The following is an 18,658-nucleotide window of genomic DNA, read 5'->3' as shown; positions in this document are numbered from 1 at the left end:
GCCGACAATTGCTACTCGGCGAAGGTCTCCGTCGTGGCTGGCGCGGCCTCGACCTCGGTGGCCGACGCCGGGTTCAGCACGGCGTCGCGCGCCGTCGCCACCACAGTGGCGCGGGAAATTGACCCAAAGCGCCGTACGGCTCAACTCGTGGCGCTGAGGTCAGGGCCGCACGCTGTAAGCCTGCGGCACTGCCTTCCCCGCGCGAACCAAACCCAGAGTCAGAGGCGGGAGACCCAAGCGCACCGTCATCGTTTGCACGGCCTCGCGAACGAAGGGGACGATAGATATCACAGCGGTCTTCTCGACGAATTCGTGGATAAGTCTCTCCGTCATCAAGGGTCTGAGGTCTCTGTCCGTGACGGTGAACGTCTGTACGATACCTAAGCCAAGATCTGCGACAGGGTGCCCGGTCTTCGAGTTGATGGACGCGTCGAAATCCCATTTGAACTGCAATGTCTCGTCGTCGTTGCGGAAGTCGACACTGAAAACGGGATCGAACTCCTGAATCTCTCTGACCTCGAAGTCCCGAAGCTCGCTGTACCAACGAGTCACGCGGACATCGACCAGTTCGACGCCTTGGATAATTCGCCATAGGGACGAATCATTCCCAGCGCTTGAGGCCCTGGCGGTTTCGGTCACGCCTCCTCCTGAACCCTCACCGAGAGCTTCCCATGCCAAGCTGTCGCCGCTGAGTACTCGGGGACGACCTGGCCGAGGCGATTCTCGCCGCCGAGGCTCGATGCCGTTGAGTGCGTCGGCAGCATCGTCATCCTGGCGTGAACCCCGGCGGCAACCTGGCGCCATTCGCGATCAATCGGGCCGGCGACACGATGCAGCGACGCGTTGACCTCAGCCACCTGAGCAGCCGTCAGCGTCTCTTCATCATCGTGCAGGTTGTAGTGGCGGAGCCAATCGTTCACCGAGGCCCACTGCCATAGCCGCTGGGAACCGCGTTCTCCCCCGCCTGAGGAGCCGACGGGGCTTGGGAAAGCCCCAGGCCCTCGCTTGCCCTCAACCCAGAGGCGCACCGCCTCACGCGTTACGCCTACGCGTTTGGCGATGTCGGACACGCCAACGAGATCTTGGTCGACCTCAACGACGCGCGCACCGCTCAAACAGCAGACGATCTGACGAGCCGCCTGCGACGAGGCTCCGACCGGATCGCTGTCCGTGTGGAAGACGGCCACCGTGCGGCCATCGATATCGATCCACGTCAGATGACTGAGATTCTCGCCGATCGTGTCGAAGGTCTGGTCATCGTCAAGATCTACGCCGGTGACACGCAGGGCAATCCGGTACAAAGGGGCCTCCCGGTGCGCAGCTCGTCCCGTAATGCTAAGGCCAACGTTGGCATATGCCAACACGTTACGGCCTGCCGTGACCAAACCGCAGCCGGACGTCGGCAATGCGTCCCTTCGTAGCGATAAGTTTCACCTTGAGCGCGACAAGCTTTGGATCTTCTTGATGGGGAGCCTGGGCGACGACGCCTGAAGCTTCTTCCGTGCGTTTCTCCGCAGCGGCTACGTAGCTGCTGGGGGCCCCTTCTGTGACGCCGGCCTCCGTGCCGCGATTCCAGCCCTGGCGGGTCAGGCTCCTGGCCTCTAGATCGAACTCTCGAGCCACTGCCATGATGCGTTCGACTTCTTCGGTGTCCATCAATGCCAGATCGATGAGATCTTCGGCCTTTCTCCAAATTTCAGCGGCGCTGACAGAAGCAGCCTCGGCATCAAGGAAATTCTCCGCAGCGTCCAGTAGCCTCTCGGCGCTGTCGATCAGGTCATCGGCGTACTTGAGGTCTGCAGTTTGGTCGGCAAAATGGTGCGGGCAGTCGCGTACCGCTCGAGCTATGTCTTTAGCGCGATCACCCGGCCTCTGTGGTGTCGTGAAAATCGACACTTTGCAGACGGCGCCGCCACGCTCCACGCGTCGGCAGAAGATTCGGCCATACCCGTGCCCAACTGTCTGGCGTAGATGCCATCCACTTCGTCGGGCGTGCTCGATGGATTCTCGCATCGATGAATTCTGATGCTTTGGCCATTGGTCGTCGGGCCCGTGCCAGAGATCGTCCCCGCTCGGTGGCGCCACTCGACCCGACCTCTATTCGGAATCGTAAGCCGACAACGTCGAGCCTCGCCGTGGCTCAGTCAAGCAGTCTAGACCTCCGGCTAGTGATCGTCCACGTGAGACAGGTGTACGAAACGCGGCGTAGATCACTACGCAGCTGCCCACTTGATCATCTTGACCCCAGGTCGGAAGATGCGTTCAGGATCTGCACGAATTTGTTGTCCGGCTAAACTAATTTACGAGCCAAGCCGACCGCGTTGCCCATTTGTAAACACGATTATGGGATGACTCCCGTGTTGGGCCGTCAGATGCGGAACTCCATTGCGGCGAAATTTGCTGCCAGTTAAAGGATCGTTACTTTGGGTGACGCTCACGAATGTGTAAGGCGCGTTCCTGGCTAGTCCCTCGTCTTCGAACTTCGCAGGCGTTGGTAGAGGTGAGCCCGAGCTACCTCGCCATGCCGGCCTTCCCTATCCCGCGCCGCCGTTAAGGTCAGATTTTCGGGCGCCGATGGGTTGGGTATGTTTCCCGTCGTCGCGCCGCCCGAGCCCGACCGCAACCGTCGCCGTCTCGTCGCGGGCGTGCGTCTGTTGTCCCGCTTCGCGCCGTTGATCGTGCTGGCTGTGCTCGGTGCGGTTGCCACGGCCGGTGTCGTGTTCAACCCCCCGTTCGACAAGCACGTCGGCCCGGCGGTGGCCTATCTGGTCGTGGCGGCCCTCGGCTGCGCGCTCGTCACCGTGATGGCGGTGCTGAACCGACCCGGCGCGCGTGCAGTCGCTCGCCCTGTTGCAGACCGTTTCCGGCCTTCTCGTCACCGATGTCGTTCTTACCTGCGTCGACCGGATCGGCCAGATCGAGGTCTGGCCCGGCGCGGTCTTCGTGCTGCTCAACGCCTCGACCCGTCGCCACCGAAGGGGTGCGCTGGTGGCGTGGGTGGCCGTCGTGCCGGCTCTGGTCGCCGGGTTCGCCCTGCGCGGGGAGCTGCTGAGTTCGATCGCCCCGGCGGCGCTGCTGCTCGTGCTGGCGGTGACCAGCGCCGACCAGGCGTCACGCCTGGCCCGCACCCGCACGCGGCTCGACGTCGCCGAGGAGGCCCTGCGCCGCCACGCCGAGAACGACAGCCTCACCGGCCTGATCATCGACGGGGGGCTGTGTGCCCTTCACCGTCGCGCTGGGCCTGTCCCACGGCTCACACGCCGGTCCGACCGCGTTCGAGGACCTTCTGCGTATTGCCGAGGGCCGCACCGAGGTCCGGTCGCCGCATCTGAACTGAGCCGGGTCAGACCGAGACGAGGACCCGGGCGTGTTCGAGGGACCACCACAGGGCTGTGCCGGCGACGGCGCTGAGGGCCGCCGAGGTCAGGACGAGCCTGGTCGAGGAGGGACGGTGGCGGGCCAGGTAGGTCGTCGTCACGGCGGCCAACAGGATCGCCAGGCCGGAAACGAGCCAGCCGATGCCGAACACGTCCAGCCGCAACCACTGCCGGTAGAAGAACAGGTCGTGCCATGCCTCGGCCGAGAACAGGCCGAAGGCCAAGCCGGTGAGAACCGCGCTCTCCCGGCGACCGCCGACCCGGATGCGCCAGGCGAGCATGCCGAGCACCGGGCCGGCGCACAGCGACGCGACCGTCCAGAAGGCGGTGGCGCGAGCCATCGAGAGCAGGCTGTGCAGGTCGGCGGAGCTGACGCCCTGGATGTGGCCGCCGCGCCAGCGCTGACTGACCGTGAGGATCAGCAGGTAGTAGACAGTGGTCGCGCACAGCAGCAGGAATGTGGCCACGGTGATGGCCGACCTGCGGTCGCGCTGGCCGAAGCCGCCGATCAGAGCGGCCACGCCCCACGCCAGTCCGCTGCTGGTGAGCGTGACAACCACACGGCCCGCGGTGCCGGGCACGAAATCGGCGAGGAAGGCGGCGCCTCCCAGGGCCGCCGCCGACAACCCGAGCAGGGCGCGGTTCAGGGGGTGGGTCCGAACAGGGCGAGCGCCTCGGCGAGGCGGGCGCGCGACCACTCGTACTGGGATGGGTCGGTGTGGCCTCGGTAGACGGTCTCGATGACCATGATCAGGGCCAGGTAGAGGTTGTAGAGGCGGCGGCGGTCGCGTTCGGGGGCGGTGAAGCCGATCTTGCCGTAGCCGCGGATGAAGGCCGTGGCCGAGCCGAAGGCCTTGAGCTGGGCGGCGACGAAGCCGGCCTCGATGAGCGGGTCGCCGTAGAAGGCCCGTTCGTGGTCGATGAGGCAGACGATTTTGCCGTCGCGGACCAGGACGTTGCTCGCCCACAGGTCCCACTCGACGAACCGGGGATCGGTCACCTCGTCGAGGCAGCCGGCGTGGGCGGCGATCAGATCGCGCAACGAACCGTAGGGCACGCCCAGGTCGACCTCGCGGCGTTCACCGTCGCCGAGCACTCCCTCGATCATGGACAGGAAACAGGCCCGCCAGGTGTCCGCGAACGGTCCTGCGAGCGGGCCGAAACCCCGGCCGCGGATCGAGTTGAGCTCGCGCGTCACCGCGCCCAGGGCGTCGTCCAACCTGTCCTGTTCGATGGGGGACAGGGTCGCCCGGATCGCGCCGAAGTTGTCGGCGTCGATGTAGGGCATGGCGAACCACGGGGCGTCGGCCAGCGATCGAGAAGAGTCAGCGAAGTCCACATCGGGCACAGGCACGGTGGTGTGCTCGCGGATCAGGGCGAGGGCCGCGAGTTCGGTGGCCATCGCCCCGCGCTCGTACGTCATCACCTCGACCCGCGGCGGCGGCGCGATCTTGAGGACCGCCTGGTAGCCGTCGCGCAGCCGTACGCGGTAGGCCACGTTGAACCAGCCGTGGCCCAGCTCATGCGCCCAGCCCTCGCCGTCGGGCACCTGCGACGACCCGTACGCCTCGGCGATCATGGCGCGCAGGACGCCCGGCGGCTGCCGGTTCTTGGTGATGCTCTCCATGGTGGATCAGGATTTTACGTAGCCCGCCAGGTGTTCGCCGGTGAGGGTGGAGCGGCCGGCGACCAGGTCGGCCGGGGTGCCCTCGAAGACGACCGTGCCGCCGTCGTGGCCGGCGCCCGGACCGAGGTCGATGATCCAGTCGGCGTGGGCCATGACCGCCTGGTGGTGTTCGATGACGATCACCGACTTGCCCGACTCGACGAGCCGGTCGAGCAGGCCGAGCAGGTTCTCCACGTCGGCCAGGTGCAGGCCCGTGGTGGGCTCGTCGAGGATGTAGACGCCGCCCTTCTCGCCCATGCGGGTGGCCAGCTTGAGCCGCTGCCGCTCGCCGCCCGAGAGCGTGGTCAGTGGCTGGCCCAGCTTGAGGTAGCCGAGGCCGACGTCGGCCAGCCGCGCCAGGATCGTGTGGGCCGCCGGAAGTTTCGCCTCGCCCGAACCGAAGAACGCCTCGGCCTCGGTCACCGGCATCGCCAGCACTTCGCTGATGTCCTTGCCGCCGAACGTGTAGTCGAGCACCGACGCGTCGAACCGCCGCCCCTCGCACACCTCGCACGTGGTGGACATGCTCGCCATCACGCCGAGGTCGGTGTAGATGACGCCGTTGCCGTTGCAGTTCGGGCAGGCGCCCTCGGAGTTCGCACTGAACAGGGCCGGTTTCACCCCGTTGGCCTTGGCGAACGCCTTTCGGATCGGTTCGAGCAGACCCGTGTACGTCGCGGGGCTGCTGCGCCGGGAGCCCCGGATCGCGCCCTGGTCGACCGCGACGACGCCCTCGAGCGGCGCCACCGAGCCGTGGATCAGCGAGCTCTTGCCCGACCCGGCCACGCCGGTGATCACCGTGAGCACGCCGAGCGGGATGTCGACGTCGACGTCGCGCAGGTTGTGGCTGTCGGCGCCGCGCACCTCGAGCGTGCCCGCGGGCTGCCGCACCTTCTCCTTGAGCGTGGCCCGGTATTCCAGGTGGCGGCCGGTGAGCGTGTCGCTGGCCCGCAGCCCCTCGAGACTGCCTTCGTAGACGACCTCGCCGCCCGCGCTGCCCGCGCCCGGCCCCAGGTCGATGACGTGGTCGGCGATCGCGATGGCCTCGGGCTTGTGCTCGACGACCAGCACCGTGTTGCCCTTGTCGCGCAGCTGCACGAGCAGGTTGTTCATGCGCTGGATGTCGTGCGGGTGCAGGCCGATCGTGGGCTCGTCGAAGACGTACGTGACGTCGGTGAGCGCCGACCCGAGGTGCCGGATCATCTTCGTACGCTGGGCCTCGCCGCCGGACAGGGTGCCCGAGGGGCGGTCGAGCGACAGGTAGCCCAGGCCGATCTCGACGAACGAGTCGAGGGTCTCGCTCAGCGCGGTCAGCAGCGGCGCGACCGACGGCTCGTCGAGCCCGCGCACCCACTCGGCCAGGTCGCTGATCTGCATCTGGCAGCAGTCGGCGATGCTCACCTTCTTGATCTTCGAGGAGCGGGCGGCCTCGCTCAGGCGGGTGCCGTCGCAGTCGGGGCAGGTCTTGAAGATCGCGACCCGCTCGACGAAGGCGCGGATGTGCGGCTGAAGGGCGTCGATGTCCTTGGAGAGCATCGACTTCTGGATCGAGGGCACGAGACCCGCGTACGTGAGGTTGATGCCCTCGATCTTGACCTTGGTCGGCTCCTTGTAGAGCAGGTCGTCGAGCTGCTTCTTGGTGAAGTTCTTGATCGGCTTGTCGGGGTCGAAGTAGCCGACGCCGCGGAAGATGCGCCCGAACCAGCCCTCCATGCTGTAGCCGGGGATCTTGATCGCCATCTCGTTCAGCGACTTGTTCTCGTCGTACAGCTCGGTCAGGTCGATGTCGTTGACCGAGCCGCGCCCCTCGCAGCGCGGGCACATGCCGCCGAGCAGGCTGAACGTGCGCTTCTCCTTGACCTCGCGGCCGCCCTTCTGCAGGGTGACCGCGCCCGCCCCGCTGACCGAGGCGATGTTGAACGAGAAGGCCTGAGGCGAACCGATGTACGGCTTCCCGAGCCGGCTGAACAGGATGCGCAGCATGGCGTTGGCGTCGGTGGCCGTGCCGACCGTGGAGCGGACGTCGCCGCCCATCCGCTCCTGGTCGACGAGGATCGCCGTGGTCAGCCCGTCGAGCACGTCGACGTCGGGCCGGGCCATCGACGGCATGAACCCCTGCAGGAACGCGCTGTAGGTCTCGTTGATCAGCCGCTGCGACTCGGCGGCGATCGTGCCGAAGACCAGGGAACTCTTGCCCGACCCCGAGACGCCGGTGAAGACCGTGAGCCGGCGTTTCGGGATCTCGACGCTGACGTCCTTGAGGTTGTTCACGCGTGCCCCGTGCACGCGGATCATGTCGTGGCTGTCGGCGTCGTGCATCCCGGCTCCCTCGTTCGTCGGCTTCCCCCGGGAATGCTAGGCGGCACGGCAGCCGACCTGCTTCTTGATTCCTGATGAAGGTCAGGGGACGAGCAAGTCTGCCAGGCCGAAGGAATCGCCGCGGGCCGGCATGACCGGCAGCCAGTCGGGTTCGAGGCTCAGGAAGCTCGCCGGGTCGGCTCGCAGCAGCCCCAGCAGCACCTCGGCCACGATGCGTCCACCCACCGGGCCGAGACGCTCGCCGCCGTCGCCCAGGTGCTCGGCCTCCTTGAGGATGTAGAACCACAGCGGCGTGCCGTGCGCCCAGTCCTCGCCGAGCTGGTCGGGGTCGAGTGGCTTGATCTGCAGCAGCCGGGCCACGGTCTCGCCGCTGGGGAGCTGGGTCGTCTCACCGCGCAGCAGGTCACGAACCGCCAGCGACCGGTAGGCCTCGGTGTCGACCGCGCCCGTGATGGCCGTGGGCAGCCCGATCAGGCTGGCCGCGAGGCGGCCGTCGAGGCGCTTGGCGCGCTGGGCCGCCGGACGGCCGGGCACGTCGAAGATCTGGGCCAGGTCGATGCGCTGATCGGCCTCGAGCGCGCCGAAGCCGACCAGGTCGGGGAAGAGCGGCACCGCCGGCCCGCCCTCGACCAGCCGGTAGGTGTGCCGGATCTGGCCGTGGCCGTATCGGAACGCCGCGTCGGCGAACTCGAGCGGGATGAACGCGTCGCGCGTCTTCGGGAGGAACCAGCGGTTGCCCTCGGTCAGCACCTCCTTGGCCAGCTCGGCGCCGACGAGGCGGGGCAGGAAATCGTGCACGATGATCCACTGGAAGTGCCAGGTCAGCGAGGTCCGGGCCGACTCGAAGACCTGGGACTCCGGAACCCTCCGGTACGCCCGCAGGTAGTCGACGATCCGGTTGTGCGCCTGGAGCAGGGCGACGTGCAGCGTCAGCGCGAAGCGGTGCGAGTCGTTGCGCGGGTCGCCGATCAGGGCCACGCCCTGCTGGTTGCGCGGCACGTCGAAGCCGTCGGGGGAGAGCAGGAACTTGGCCGGGTCGTTCGCGTCGAACAGGAAGGGCGAGCCGATCGGCCCGTCGGAGTAGAGCATCTCGAGGTTGAGCATGGGGGCGCGGGCGTTCTTGAGCGCCCCGGTGTCGACGCCGCCCATCAGGGCGGAGCGGTCGGCGGTGATGTCGTGAGCGATCAGCTGGCCGAAGAACGGCCATCCGGCGGCCCCCGCGGCGTCGTCGCCGGCGGGGGTCAGCTCGTCCAGGACGGCGGCGGCGTCACAGACCCCGCCGGTGTCGCCGGCGCGCATCAGCAGTTGGGGATCAGTGCCGAGGGGCTCGAGGCCGGGGAACATCCGGCCGTAGCGAGCCGCCCCGGTGGGCCGGTCGACGGCCCGCACCAGGCTGAGGCAGTGGTTCATGATCACTCCCGGGGATGGAAAAGGTCTGTCATCTATGACCGGACACCATCGCCCCCCGTGACCGGAAGGGTGAAGTGCTGTACGACACGCAGCTGACGTGCGGCGACCGGCGCTGGGGTGAACCGCAGCGCCAGGTCGCGCAGGGGGCTCCGGCTCTGCAGCAGACGGCCCAGCGCCCGGGCGCGCCGGGCGATCGCCTGGGTTCGCGGGCGGCGCTCCCGGTCGTACACATCGAGGGCTTCTTCGACGCTCAGGGTCGTGAGCAGGTGGGAGAGGGTGGCCGCGTCCTCCAGGGCCATCGCGGCGCCCTGGCCCAGGTCGGGGGTCATGGCGTGGGCGGCGTCGCCGAGCAGCACCGTCGTGCCCCGCCGGAAGGTCGGCAGCGGGCGGGCCAGATCGTGGATGTCGGTGCGCACGACCGCGGCGGGATCGGTCGCCTCCAGCACGGACCTGATCGGTGCGTGCCAGCCGCCGAAGCGGCGGCGGACCTCGGCGTACTCGTCGGGATAGGTCGTGCCCTGCGGCAGTGTGACCGCGCCGAACCAGTAGACGCGCCCGTCGGGCAGCGGCGCGAGCCCGACCCGCTCGCCCCGCCCGAGGCTCTCGCCGGCCTCGCCGCGCAGGTCGACCGGGCCGCTGGTGACGCCGCGCCAGCTCGTGTAGCCGCTGTAGCGCAGGCCGGGATCGCCGGGCCACCCCCGCCGCGTGCGGGAGCGCAGGCCGTCGGCGGCGACCACGACGTCGTACCCCTCGGGCTCTTCACCGACCTCTCGGTCGAAGAGCACGGTGCCGTCGTCGAGCGCGTCGAGCAGCACCCGGTGCAGGTCGGCCCGGTGGACCAGGCGCAGCTCGCGGACCGCGTCGGGCGGGATCGTGGCCAGCCAACGGCCGTCGCGGCGGCGCTGCCCGGCCTTCAGGTGGTGCTGCGGGCCCGAGACCGCGCGCACGGCGTCGCCCACGCCGATCTGGTCGAGGGCCGCGAAGGCGTTGCCGAACAGCGACAGGCCCGCGCCGACCTGGGTGGCGGCGGGCGCGCGCTCGAAGACGGTGACCTGGTGGCCGCGGCGCTGGAGCCCGATGGCGGTGGCGAGGCCGCCGACGCCGGCCCCGATGATGGCGACTCTGCTCATATCTCCGATGGTGCCCTGGCTGCTTACTTCATGGGGCTGACGGGTAGGACCGGAACATGGCCGATGAACTGGACGCCGAGGACCGCAACGCGCTGCCCGAGAGCGCCTTCGCGTTCCCCCGCGAACGCAAGGAACCGTTGAGCGACGCCAAGCACGTGCGTAACGCGCTGGCCCGCTTCGACCAGGTCAAGGACGTCACCGACGCGGAACGCGACGAGGCCTTCAAACGGATCAAGCGGGCCGCGGACAGGTTCGGCGTCGAGGTGAGCGAGAAGAGCTGGCGCGAGCTGGGCAAACCCTGATCTTCAGGCGAGGCCTGACTGGTAGGCGAACACGACCAGCTGAGCACGGTCGCGGGCGCCGAGTTTGGTCATCGAGCGGCTCACGTGGGTGCGGGCCGTCGCCGGGCTGACCAGCAGGCGTTCGGCGATCTCGTGATTGTTCAGGCCCGCGGCGACCAGGGTGACGATCTCGCGTTCCCGCTCGGTGAGGCGGTCGAGCTGCGGGTGCGGGGTGACCGCGCGCGGGGCCAGGCCGGTGAACTCGCGGATCAGCGTACGGGTGACCGACGGCGCGAGCAGGGCGCCGCCGTCGGCGACCGTGCGGACCGCGTCGAGCAGCGCCGGCGGGCTCGTGTTCTTCAGCAGAAAGCCACTGGCCCCGGCGCGCAAGGCCGTGAAGACGTACTCGTCGTGCTCGAAGGTTGTCAGGACGACGACGCGGGTGCCGGTCAGAGCGGGATCGGCGACGATGCGGCGAGTGGCTTCGAGGCCGTCGATGCCGGGCATGCGGATGTCCATCAGCACGACGTCGGGCCTGGTGCGGCGGGTCTCGGCCACGGCGGCCAGACCGTCGGCGGCCTCACCGGCCACGGCGAAGTCCTCGGACGCCTCGAACAAAGCCCGCAGACCCAGGCGTACGAGATCTTGGTCGTCGGCCAGCAGCACAGTGATCACGGCCGGCGCTCCCTCGGGATCACGGCGTGCACGGCGAAGGCCACCGGATCCTCGTGCCCGGCCGTCAGCGTGCCGCCGACCTGCTCGATCCGGCGGCGCATGCCCGTGATGCCGAAGCCGTCGACGTGCCCCCGACCGAGCGCCTGGTTCGAGACCGACAGATCAACCCATTCCGTACGATGTCTGATCGTCACCCGCGCCCGCGGACGCGCCGAATGCCTCACGACATTAGTCAACGCCTCCTGCAGCACCCGATAGGCGGCGACATCGGCAGCCGCGGGCAGCGGGCTCGGAGCGCCGTCCACGGTCAGATCGACGTCCACACCGGCGCCGCGGACCCGGGCGACCAGGTCGTCCACTTTCGCCAGGCCAGGAGCCGGGGTGGTGAGCGCCGCCAACGTCGCCCGCAGCTCGTCGAGGGCTTCGGCGCTGGCGGCACTGATCGCGGTCAGCGCCTCGACAGCCATCTCGGGGCGTTTGTCGCGCAGGTGCAGCGCGATGTCGGCCTGCATCTGGATCGCCGCCAGCCCGTGGCCGACCACGTCGTGCACCTCCTGGGCGACCCGCAGGCGCTCAGCGTCAGCGGCCCGTTGCTCAGACTCGGCCCGTTGCTTCGCCTGCGCCTCGACGACCGAACGGCGGGCGGCACCCAGCGTGAACGGCACAACCACCCAGGCCAGGCCGGGCACGATCCCTTCCACCCCGGTCGTCGAAACGTGCACGAGCAGCAGCACCAGGGCGGGCACGGACCAGGCGAGCGCCTCCGGGATCGGCAGCCGCCGGGCCACCGTGAAGACGGAGACACCGAACGAGAGCAAGATCGGCCCGTACGGGTAGCCGGCGACCAGATAGACCGAAGTGATCGCGGCGACGGCCAGCAGGACCGGGCCGGGCCATCGGCGGGCGGCGACGGTCACGGAAGCAGCGGCGAGCACGAGGACCACCGCGGCGACCTCGACGGGCCGTCCCGCGAGGTCGAAGACCGGGATCGTCCCCGCCAGCCCGACGGCCGCCAGCACACTGGGAACAACCAGGTCACGGGTGCGCATGCCCCACACGGTGCCACGAGCACGGCCTCCTTGCGTACGACGGAGGGCGTACGCGGGCAGCCGCCCCGGAACGGATTCGCCGGATCCCGGATTCGCGCACGCTGGCCGCATGGTTCTGAAGCCCGCGCATCGCAAGCTGTGGCTCGTGCTGCACATCGTGTCGGCCGGCGCCTGGATCGGCGTCGACGTGCTCGTGGCAGTGCTCGTCGGCGTCGGCGGGCTCAGCGACGATCCCGCGCGGCGCGGGCTGGCCTATCAGGCGCTCGGAACGTTCGTGGTGTGGCCGATGCTGATCTCGGGCCTGATCTGCCTGGCGACAGGCGTCGTGCTCGGCGCCGGGACGCGGTGGGGGCTGATCCGCTACTGGTGGGTGGCCGTGAAGCTGGTGCTCAACGTCGCGCTCTGCACCCTGATCCTGATCCTGCTGCGGCCCGGCATGTCGGCGATTCAGGCGTACGGCGTCGAGGTCGCCGCCGGTGCCGACCCGGGCTTCGACACGAGCAGCCTGATCATGCCCCCGATCGTGTCGCTGACCCTGTTGAGTGTGGCCACCGTGCTCTCGGTCTACAAGCCGTGGGGTCGCGTACCCGGCTCCCGCACTCGGCGCCGCCCCCTCCCCGCCGCTGCTGTTCCTCCCGTCGCAGCTCCTCCCATCGAGGCCGACCCGCTAGTTCGGGGGTCCCCTGACGGGACGGCCCTGATCGAGGGACTGACCTGCGGCTTTGCGGTCGGCATCATCACCGCATGCCTACTTGCGTATCCCGCCGTGACAACCGGAACACCTGACAGACGTGGGTTGGGCGATGACGGCCGCAGTCCTCGCGGCCGTAGCGTGGGGACTCTCCGATTTCCTGGCCGGGCTACTCGCCCGCCGTCTGCCGGTCCTGACCATCCTGATCGGCTCGAAGCTCGCGGCCATGCTGCTGGCGCTCGTGGCAGTGGCGGTACGCGGCCTTCCCCCGCCGAACGACCCCCGCCTGCTTCTTGGCGTCGCCGCCGGACTTGTCGGCCTGCCCGCGATGGGGCTGCTCTACCGGGCGATGCGCGACGGTTCCCTCGCCGTGGTCGCCCCGATCGCCGCCGTCGCCGCCCTGGTCCCGGTCGTCTGGGGCCTCCTGCACGGCGAACGTCTCGGCGTCCTGGCTGCGGTCGGTGTCGTGGTGGGGCTGGCCGGCGTCACCATGTCGAGCTGGCCCGTGTCCGCCGACGCCGGCACCGGCGCCGCTCGCACTCGCTCGCGCCGATTGGCCGACCTGTGCGCGATAGGCGCCGCCCTGGGCTTCGGCGTCTACTTCGTCCTGCTGCACGAGGCCGGTGCGGCCGACCAGTTCTGGTCAGTGGCCCTGGCCCGCATCATCGCCGGCGTGGCAGCCGTAGCCTTGGCTGTTGTCCTTGCCCGAGCCCGGACCCGTACCGCCTGCCCAGCCCCGGCCCCGACCTCGTCGTCTGAGGCGAAACCGGCTGTGGCGTCCACCCAGCTTCGGTCGCGTCGTCGACTGGTGCTACCGATCAGCGTGGGTGCCGCCGTCTCGATCTCTGTTGTAGGGGTCGCCGACGCCGTGGCCGACGCGGCTTTCATCGTGGCCGCCGCGTCAGCTCTGGCCCCGGCGGCGGTGGTGGCCTCCCTCTACCCGGCGATTACCCTCCTGCTGAGCCGGTCGCTGCTGCGCGAGCGACTTCACACCGTGCACCTGTACGGCGTCCTCGCCGCCCTCTTCGCGGTCGCCTGCTTGGCAAGATGAGGCTCCTCGCGCATCCTCACCTCACGCACCTACCGCCGTGATCGCAGGATCTAGTTCAAGGTGTTGAGCAGGGTTATCCCGATGCCGAAGGTAGCTGCGCCAGCGGTGCCGGAGGCGCCGAGTGCCTGCAATGAAGTGCCTCCTCGGGACAGCCAAAGGTGGTGTGTCGTGACCGCACACAACAGCGACAGCAGCAGGATGACCAATACCCACGGCAGCATGTTCGTCACGCTGTCACGCTCTCGCGATCGACGGTGGTGAGCTTCCTCGCAGGTGATGACGCCATCGATTGCCTCCATACAGGATGGTTTGTGGACGTCGTCTGTATGTCCGAAGCAGCAGGTAAACCCACGAGCCAAGGGGCGCGACCACGTGGGGATCCCCCGGTCGGGTGGAAGGGCGACAGGGCGCGTGGGGTGAATCCGGCCCCTGTACTTACAAGGAACGTCTTCATCTACGGCGCAACGGGGCGCCCGGCGATGAAAGCCGATCCCACCTGCCGGGTCCGGCCCGACGAGTGGCGACCGAGAGGGCGACGGTGGTGATAGGCGGCGACGGCGCCCAGGCTGAGCAAGATCCGGCCGATCCGCGATGCAGCGATCGGCCCGAGCCGGAGATTCCTCTCGGCCTCGATACCGAGACACCTGCGGCTCAGCTTCTGGACGAGATGGCGTTCGCCGGCGCCGAAGGGGTCCGCACGTGGCAGGAGAACGAACAGCGTTGCTCAGCGGACCAGGAATTGGTCTCGGCGCTCACAGCCGTCGACTTCGCGGGTCCCCTCTACGAAAGATTCGCCGACGAACTCGCGCGATATGCCCTGGCTGTGCTTCGCGCGTGGATGCACTCGGGCGAGATCTTCCGGCGAACCGCGGCCCGTGGGTTCGATCTCGAGCCGTCCGCCGAGGAGATCGACCAGTTGTGCCGCGACGCGCACGCCCGGGACGACCTCGCCGATATCATCGTCGCCAAGGCCTTGCCGTGGTTCCGTGAGAAAGCGTTGATAACCGAGGTCTGGAGACCTGACGGCGGAGCTTGTCTCAGCACCTACTTCCTGGGCGCCTGTGTCTTCTTCTTTCCGAACGAGCTGCGCGCATGGCGACGCCGCCGACGAGGCAATCCGCTCCTGCTGCAGAACGACGACGACTTGGAACTCTTTTCCGGCCCCGATAAGGCGTCGGGGCCGGAAGCCGTTGTCATCGGCGATCTCTCGATTCGCGATTGTCTAGACCGGGCAGGTCATCGGATTCGGCCGATCCTGACGTTGAAGCTTCAGGGCTACAGCTATGAGGAGATCGTCGAGTTACTCGACGAGGCCTCGATTCGTGCCGTGGAGGGCGTGGTGCACCGGTGGCGCAAGAAGGAACAGGAGCTACTCGGGGGTGAGTCCGGTGAACAGCAATGAGGAGCAGTTCGAGAGCTTCGAGCGGCTGCTGCAACGTTCTTCCCTCGGCCGCCCGGGAGCCTCCCAACTGCGTCAGCGAACCTCTGCGGCCGACCTCGAGCGTGTACGTCGTGCCTCCGCCGCTGCATCCGTCAGGCCGGCGGTGGTCGGCCGGACTGTCAGCGGCCTCGGTCACGCGCGGTCGCAGCCGAGCGGGTATCTCGTCGGGCGTGCGAAGGAGACAGAACAGATCCGTCGGGCCCTGGAGGAGACGGCGGGGGGAACGGGCGGCTGCCTCGTCGTGTCCGGGGAGGCCGGTATCGGCAAATCCCGGTTGTTGCGAGCGGCGGCAGTCCTTGCGGAGGAGCGGGACATCTCCGTCGCCGCCCTGCAGAGCTCCCAGCACGACCAGGAGGCACCGCTGGCCACGCTCAGTCAGGCATTACTGGCCTCCACTCCGCCGTCTAGCTCGTTCGACTGGCTGGCTCAGCCGCAGGACCCGCGACTCGATGCGGACTCCAGGATTCACAGAATTCAAGAGTCGTTGGCGCGATACACGGCTGCGCGGCCCCTGCTCATCATCGTCGATGACGCGCACTGGATGGACAGGCTCAGCGCTCTGGCAGTCCGGAAACTCGTCCCCGCTCTCGTCTCCTCACCGGTGCGCTGGTTGTTCGCTCGCCGACGATCAGCAGCCCCAACGGCGGGTTCACAAACGCTCGACTGGCTCGTTGCGAACGGCGCTGACCGTATGGAGCTGGTGCTCTTGCACTACTACGCGGCCTCTCTGCTGTGCGCCGACCTTCTCGGCGTGGTCGTGGACGACACCGTACGGGCACTCGCGGCCATCAGCGGCGGTCTGCCTTCACGGATCGAGCAGTTGGTGTCCTCCTTGCTGGCGACCGGGCAACTCTCGGTCGACGCGAGAACCGCTGTTCTTCTCGGCGAAGAGTTGCCGCCGTTGTTGGTGGAGACGGTTCAGGACGGGCTACGCGACCGACCCGAGCGCAGTCAGTGGCTGCTGCGTGTCACCTCGGTTCTGCAACCACTCGACCTTGCCGTCGCTCGCCGGCTGGGCGGCGCCCCGGTGGGCCAATTGTTCGAGCTGATCGAGGAGGCGGTCTCGGCCGGGATACTCGTACGGGGCCCCCAGGGTTTGTCATTCGAACACGACCTGGTCCGCCGGGCCGTCTACGCGGGATTGGACGCCGCCACCGTGCGTCGCCTGCGGCGATGGACCGGGGAATGGCCCGCGGTCGGCCACGACCGGCAAGCCGGCGCGGTCCCGAGCGAGCGGCCCAGGGAACAAGCGAGTGGCGTCCCCGACGGCGGCCCGACCGTGCTTCGTATCCTGCTCGGGACTCAACTCCGTCGCCTGCGCGAGGCCAAGGCCATCACTCGTGAAGACGCCGGGTGGGAAATCCGGGCTTCCGCCTCCAAGATCAGCCGGATGGAGCTCGGCCGCGTCAGCTTCAAGGAGCGCGACGTCAGCGACCTGCTGAGCCTCTATGGAGTGAGCGACGGCAACGAGCGTGAGGCGCTGCTCGTGCTGGCCCGCCAGGCCAATACCGGAGGTTGGTGGCAGCAGTTCAGTGACGTCATGCCCGGCTGGTTCCAGTCCTATCTGGGTCTCGAGGCGGCGGCCAGGCTGATCCGCGTCTACGAGATTCAGTTTGTGCCGGGCTTGCTGCAGACGCCGGACTACGCCCGCTCGATCATCATGCTCGGTCATGCCGGTGTCATGCCGGACGAGATCGACAAGCGGGTCGAGCTGCGCCGTCAGCGGCAGCAGATTCTGCACCGGCCCGGTGGACCGCATTTGTGGGCGGTCATCGACGAGGCCGTGCTGCGCCGGCCGATAGGTGGCGTCGACGTGATGAAAGATCAGATCGAGTTCCTCATCCAGGCGTCGGAGATGCCGAACGTGCGCCTGCAGATCATCCCGTTCTACGACAGTGGACATTCTGCGGCGAGCAGCTCGTTCGCGATCCTCCGGTTTCCGGAGCCCGAGTTGCCGGACGTGGTCTATCTCGAGCAGCTCACCAGCGCGATCTATCTGGACCAGCGCAAGGACGTCGAACAGTACGCGAGGGTGTTGGAACGGGTCTGTCTGAAAGCCGAGCCGGCCGAACACACCAGGGAGATCCTGGAGAAAATGCTGCACGAGGTAGGCCGGTTCTAGTGAGCGTCGCCCGCTGGGGACGGTTGTGTGGTTGACAAAAGCCCGCCCCCCGTACGAGGGGCGGGCCGATGAACGGTCAGGTCAGGGCAGGACCCAGCGCTGGTTGGCGCCGGCGAAGCAGTCCCAGATCTGCAGGCGGGTGCCGTTGGCGGAGGAGTTGTTGGAGGCGTCGAGGCACTTGTTGCTGGTCGGGTTGCGCAGGGTGCCGTTGGATTGCGCCTGCCACTGCTGGGCGCCGGTGCCGTTGCAGTCGTAGATCTGCACGAGCGAGCCGTTCGCGGTGCCGGCGGCGGCGACGTCGAGGCACTTGCCCAGGCCGCGGATGGTGCCGTCGGTGCCGACCGTCCACGTCTGGGCGGTGGTGCCGTTGCAGTCGTAGAGCTGGACGGCGGTGCCGTTGGCGCTGCTGGCCGAGGCGATGTCGACGCATTTGCCGCCGATGCCCGTGATGCGGCCGGTGCGACCGGTCGGCGGGGGAGTGGTGCCGCCCATGACAGTGTCGTAGATGGCGCTGACCAGCGAGTTGGCGCCGGTCGCGTCCTGCGAGAGCTCCCAGTTCATGATGCCGCCGGCGTTGGCCAGGGCCCACTGCGTCTTGCGCTTGATCGTCGGGATGCCGTTGTAGCACTCGCCGGACGGGGTGCAGTCGCGGTTGGCGTTGGCCGGGTCCTGCGCGACGAGCTGCGCGTAGGTCAGGTATCCGGGGCGGCTGTAGAACGGCACGCCGAGGACGGTCTTGGCCTTGGGCAGGCCGCGGTTCTTCCAGAAGTTCGCGGCGTTGATCGACCAGTCGTAGTTCGCGTGGGGGCTGCCACCGTCGTACGCCATGATGTTGAGCCAGTCGACGACGCCGAAGACCGCGGGCTGTACGCCGTTGGCCGTGCCGCCCTCGCTGACGACCGCGGCGGTGAGCAGCTTGCCCTCGTTGTGCAGGGCCGTGCTGAGCTGCTGCATCAGGGCCGTGTAGTTGTTGCCGGACTGGCCCGGGTCGGGGTATTCCCAGTCGATGTCGACGCCGTCGAGGCCGTACTGCCGTACGACGCTCATGACGCTGTTGGTGAACGTGGTGCGGCCGCCGGCGCTCGCGGCGAACGACTCGAAGGCGGAGTCGTTGCCGTCGTTCCAGCCGCCGATGGCCAGCGAGACCTTGACGTTGTTCTGGTGGCCGAGGGTGACGAGCTGCTGGAGCTTCGCCGTGTTCTCGATCGGCTGGAGGGTGCCGTTCGAGTTGGGAAGCGCGAACGAGTAGTTGATGTGGGTCAGCTTCGAGTACTGGATGCTGGTGACGCTGCCGGCCCACGACGGCATGTAGCCGACGCTCTTGAATCCGTTGGGCAGGACGGCGGCCTGGGCTTGGCTGGGGACCGAGAGTGCGGTGAGCGTGCCGACGGCGGCAACGAGCGCGGCCGCCCACCTTTTCGAGATGGTCATGGGGATGGTGACCCT

17 protein-coding genes and 1 pseudogene are annotated in these 18,658 nt (G+C 68.2%); 6 read left to right on the top strand and 12 right to left on the bottom strand.

What is annotated here, in order from left to right:
* Positions 1–159: 159 nt before the first annotated feature.
* The 3 genes from EER30_RS22365 to EER30_RS22355 all read right to left on the bottom strand — a co-directional run bounded on the left by EER30_RS22365 (position 160) and on the right by EER30_RS22355 (position 2,013).
* Positions 160–639, bottom strand: coding sequence for a hypothetical protein (locus tag EER30_RS22365; RefSeq protein ID WP_127502445.1), 480 nt, complete (start codon positions 637–639; stop codon positions 160–162).
* The gene (locus tag EER30_RS22360; RefSeq protein ID WP_127502444.1) at positions 636–1,301 is read right to left on the bottom strand and encodes a hypothetical protein; all 666 of its coding nucleotides are present in this window, start codon (positions 1,299–1,301) and stop codon (positions 636–638) included. Before EER30_RS22360 ends, EER30_RS22365 begins: the two co-directional genes overlap by 4 nt.
* Before the next feature lie 64 nt (positions 1,302–1,365).
* The gene (locus tag EER30_RS22355; protein ID WP_127502443.1) at positions 1,366–2,013 is read right to left on the bottom strand and encodes a hypothetical protein; all 648 of its coding nucleotides are present in this window, start codon (positions 2,011–2,013) and stop codon (positions 1,366–1,368) included.
* An 819-nt stretch (positions 2,014–2,832) separates the two neighbouring features.
* Between EER30_RS22355 and EER30_RS22350 the strand changes: the two genes are divergently transcribed.
* Complete coding sequence (locus EER30_RS22350) at positions 2,833–3,411, top strand: hypothetical protein (RefSeq protein ID WP_127502442.1); 579 nt, start codon at positions 2,833–2,835, stop codon at positions 3,409–3,411.
* Here the strand turns inward: EER30_RS22350 and EER30_RS22345 are convergent.
* The 5 genes from EER30_RS22345 to EER30_RS22325 form a co-directional block, all read right to left on the bottom strand.
* Positions 3,344–4,003 (bottom strand): hypothetical protein, encoded by a 660-nt coding sequence (locus EER30_RS22345; protein ID WP_127502441.1) that lies wholly within the window; start codon positions 4,001–4,003, stop codon positions 3,344–3,346. The two genes, EER30_RS22350 and EER30_RS22345, sit on opposite strands and share 68 nt — an antisense overlap.
* A 17-nt stretch (positions 4,004–4,020) precedes the next feature.
* On the bottom strand, positions 4,021–5,004 hold the full coding sequence (locus EER30_RS22340; RefSeq protein ID WP_127502440.1) for a phosphotransferase family protein: 984 nt from the start codon (positions 5,002–5,004) through the stop codon (positions 4,021–4,023).
* A gap of 6 nt (positions 5,005–5,010) precedes the next feature.
* On the bottom strand, positions 5,011–7,362 hold the full coding sequence (locus tag EER30_RS22335; protein WP_127502439.1) for an ATP-binding cassette domain-containing protein: 2,352 nt from the start codon (positions 7,360–7,362) through the stop codon (positions 5,011–5,013).
* 81 nt (positions 7,363–7,443) lie between these two features.
* A complete protein-coding gene (locus EER30_RS22330) occupies positions 7,444–8,772 on the bottom strand; it encodes a peroxidase family protein (RefSeq protein WP_127502438.1) in 1,329 nt (442 codons plus the stop codon).
* Positions 8,773–8,804: 32 nt separating this feature from the next.
* The gene (locus EER30_RS22325; protein WP_127502437.1) at positions 8,805–9,902 is read right to left on the bottom strand and encodes an FAD-dependent monooxygenase; all 1,098 of its coding nucleotides are present in this window, start codon (positions 9,900–9,902) and stop codon (positions 8,805–8,807) included.
* A gap of 56 nt (positions 9,903–9,958) precedes the next feature.
* Here EER30_RS22325 and EER30_RS22320 point away from each other — a divergent pair, with 56 nt between their 5' ends.
* The gene (locus EER30_RS22320) at positions 9,959–10,204 is read left to right on the top strand and encodes a DUF6582 domain-containing protein (protein WP_127502436.1); all 246 of its coding nucleotides are present in this window, start codon (positions 9,959–9,961) and stop codon (positions 10,202–10,204) included.
* Positions 10,205–10,207: 3 nt separating this feature from the next.
* Here EER30_RS22320 and EER30_RS22315 read toward each other — a convergent pair whose 3' ends face one another.
* Together EER30_RS22315 and EER30_RS22310 are read right to left on the bottom strand one after the other, a co-directional pair.
* Positions 10,208–10,858 carry a response regulator gene (locus EER30_RS22315; protein ID WP_127502435.1) on the bottom strand — a complete coding sequence of 217 codons (651 nt, stop codon included), beginning with the start codon at positions 10,856–10,858 and terminating at the stop codon, positions 10,208–10,210.
* The gene (locus EER30_RS22310) at positions 10,855–11,907 is read right to left on the bottom strand and encodes a sensor histidine kinase (RefSeq protein WP_127502434.1); all 1,053 of its coding nucleotides are present in this window, start codon (positions 11,905–11,907) and stop codon (positions 10,855–10,857) included. The genes EER30_RS22315 and EER30_RS22310 overlap by 4 nt, the downstream gene beginning before the upstream one ends.
* An 803-nt stretch (positions 11,908–12,710) precedes the next feature.
* Between EER30_RS22310 and EER30_RS22300 the strand changes: the two genes are divergently transcribed.
* Positions 12,711–13,649, top strand: coding sequence for an EamA family transporter (locus EER30_RS22300; RefSeq protein ID WP_164842444.1), 939 nt, complete (start codon positions 12,711–12,713; stop codon positions 13,647–13,649).
* A 50-nt stretch (positions 13,650–13,699) separates the two neighbouring features.
* Here EER30_RS22300 and EER30_RS22295 read toward each other — a convergent pair whose 3' ends face one another.
* Positions 13,700–13,879, bottom strand: a complete 180-nt coding sequence (locus EER30_RS22295) for a hypothetical protein (RefSeq protein WP_127502432.1) — start codon at positions 13,877–13,879, stop codon at positions 13,700–13,702.
* A gap of 287 nt (positions 13,880–14,166) precedes the next feature.
* On the opposite strand from EER30_RS22295, the gene EER30_RS22290 reads away from it, so the two are divergent.
* From EER30_RS22290 to EER30_RS48830, 3 genes and pseudogenes are all read left to right on the top strand, one after another.
* Positions 14,167–15,051, top strand: a complete 885-nt coding sequence (locus tag EER30_RS22290) for a hypothetical protein (RefSeq protein WP_127502431.1) — start codon at positions 14,167–14,169, stop codon at positions 15,049–15,051.
* Positions 14,933–15,679 (top strand): annotated as a pseudogene (locus tag EER30_RS48835) (ATP-binding protein); the annotation flags it as partial. The gene EER30_RS22290 and the pseudogene EER30_RS48835, both read left to right, overlap by 119 nt.
* A gap of 690 nt (positions 15,680–16,369) precedes the next feature.
* Complete coding sequence (locus EER30_RS48830; RefSeq protein WP_240670241.1) at positions 16,370–17,212, top strand: Sco1979 family transcriptional regulator; 843 nt, start codon at positions 16,370–16,372, stop codon at positions 17,210–17,212.
* Between the two features lie 81 nt (positions 17,213–17,293).
* On the opposite strand, the gene EER30_RS22280 is transcribed toward EER30_RS48830, so the two are convergent.
* A complete protein-coding gene (locus EER30_RS22280) occupies positions 17,294–18,643 on the bottom strand; it encodes a glycosyl hydrolase family 18 protein (protein ID WP_127502429.1) in 1,350 nt (449 codons plus the stop codon).
* Positions 18,644–18,658 lie beyond the last annotated feature (15 nt).

It is taken from the genome of Actinoplanes solisilvae (genome assembly GCF_003999975.1).
Lineage (GTDB): Bacteria > Actinomycetota > Actinomycetes > Mycobacteriales > Micromonosporaceae > Actinoplanes > Actinoplanes solisilvae.
This window is presented reverse-complemented; position numbering and strand designations above follow the sequence as displayed.

Excerpts from the sequence above, each read along its gene's own strand:
- EER30_RS22355 (WP_127502443.1), bottom strand. The coding sequence starts at position 2,013 with ATGCGAGAATCCATCGAGCACGCCCGACGAAGTGGATGGCATCTACGC.
- EER30_RS22340 (WP_127502440.1), bottom strand. The coding sequence starts at position 5,004 with ATGGAGAGCATCACCAAGAACCGGCAGCCGCCGGGCGTCCTGCGCGCC.
- EER30_RS22335 (WP_127502439.1), bottom strand. The coding sequence starts at position 7,362 with ATGCACGACGCCGACAGCCACGACATGATCCGCGTGCACGGGGCACGC.
- EER30_RS22330 (WP_127502438.1), bottom strand. The coding sequence starts at position 8,772 with ATGAACCACTGCCTCAGCCTGGTGCGGGCCGTCGACCGGCCCACCGGG.
- EER30_RS22325 (WP_127502437.1), bottom strand. The coding sequence starts at position 9,902 with ATGAGCAGAGTCGCCATCATCGGGGCCGGCGTCGGCGGCCTCGCCACC.
- EER30_RS22320 (WP_127502436.1), top strand. The coding sequence starts at position 9,959 with ATGGCCGATGAACTGGACGCCGAGGACCGCAACGCGCTGCCCGAGAGC.
- EER30_RS22310 (WP_127502434.1), bottom strand. The coding sequence starts at position 11,907 with ATGCGCACCCGTGACCTGGTTGTTCCCAGTGTGCTGGCGGCCGTCGGG.
- EER30_RS22300 (WP_164842444.1), top strand. The coding sequence starts at position 12,711 with ATGACGGCCGCAGTCCTCGCGGCCGTAGCGTGGGGACTCTCCGATTTC.
- EER30_RS22280 (WP_127502429.1), bottom strand. The coding sequence starts at position 18,643 with ATGACCATCTCGAAAAGGTGGGCGGCCGCGCTCGTTGCCGCCGTCGGC.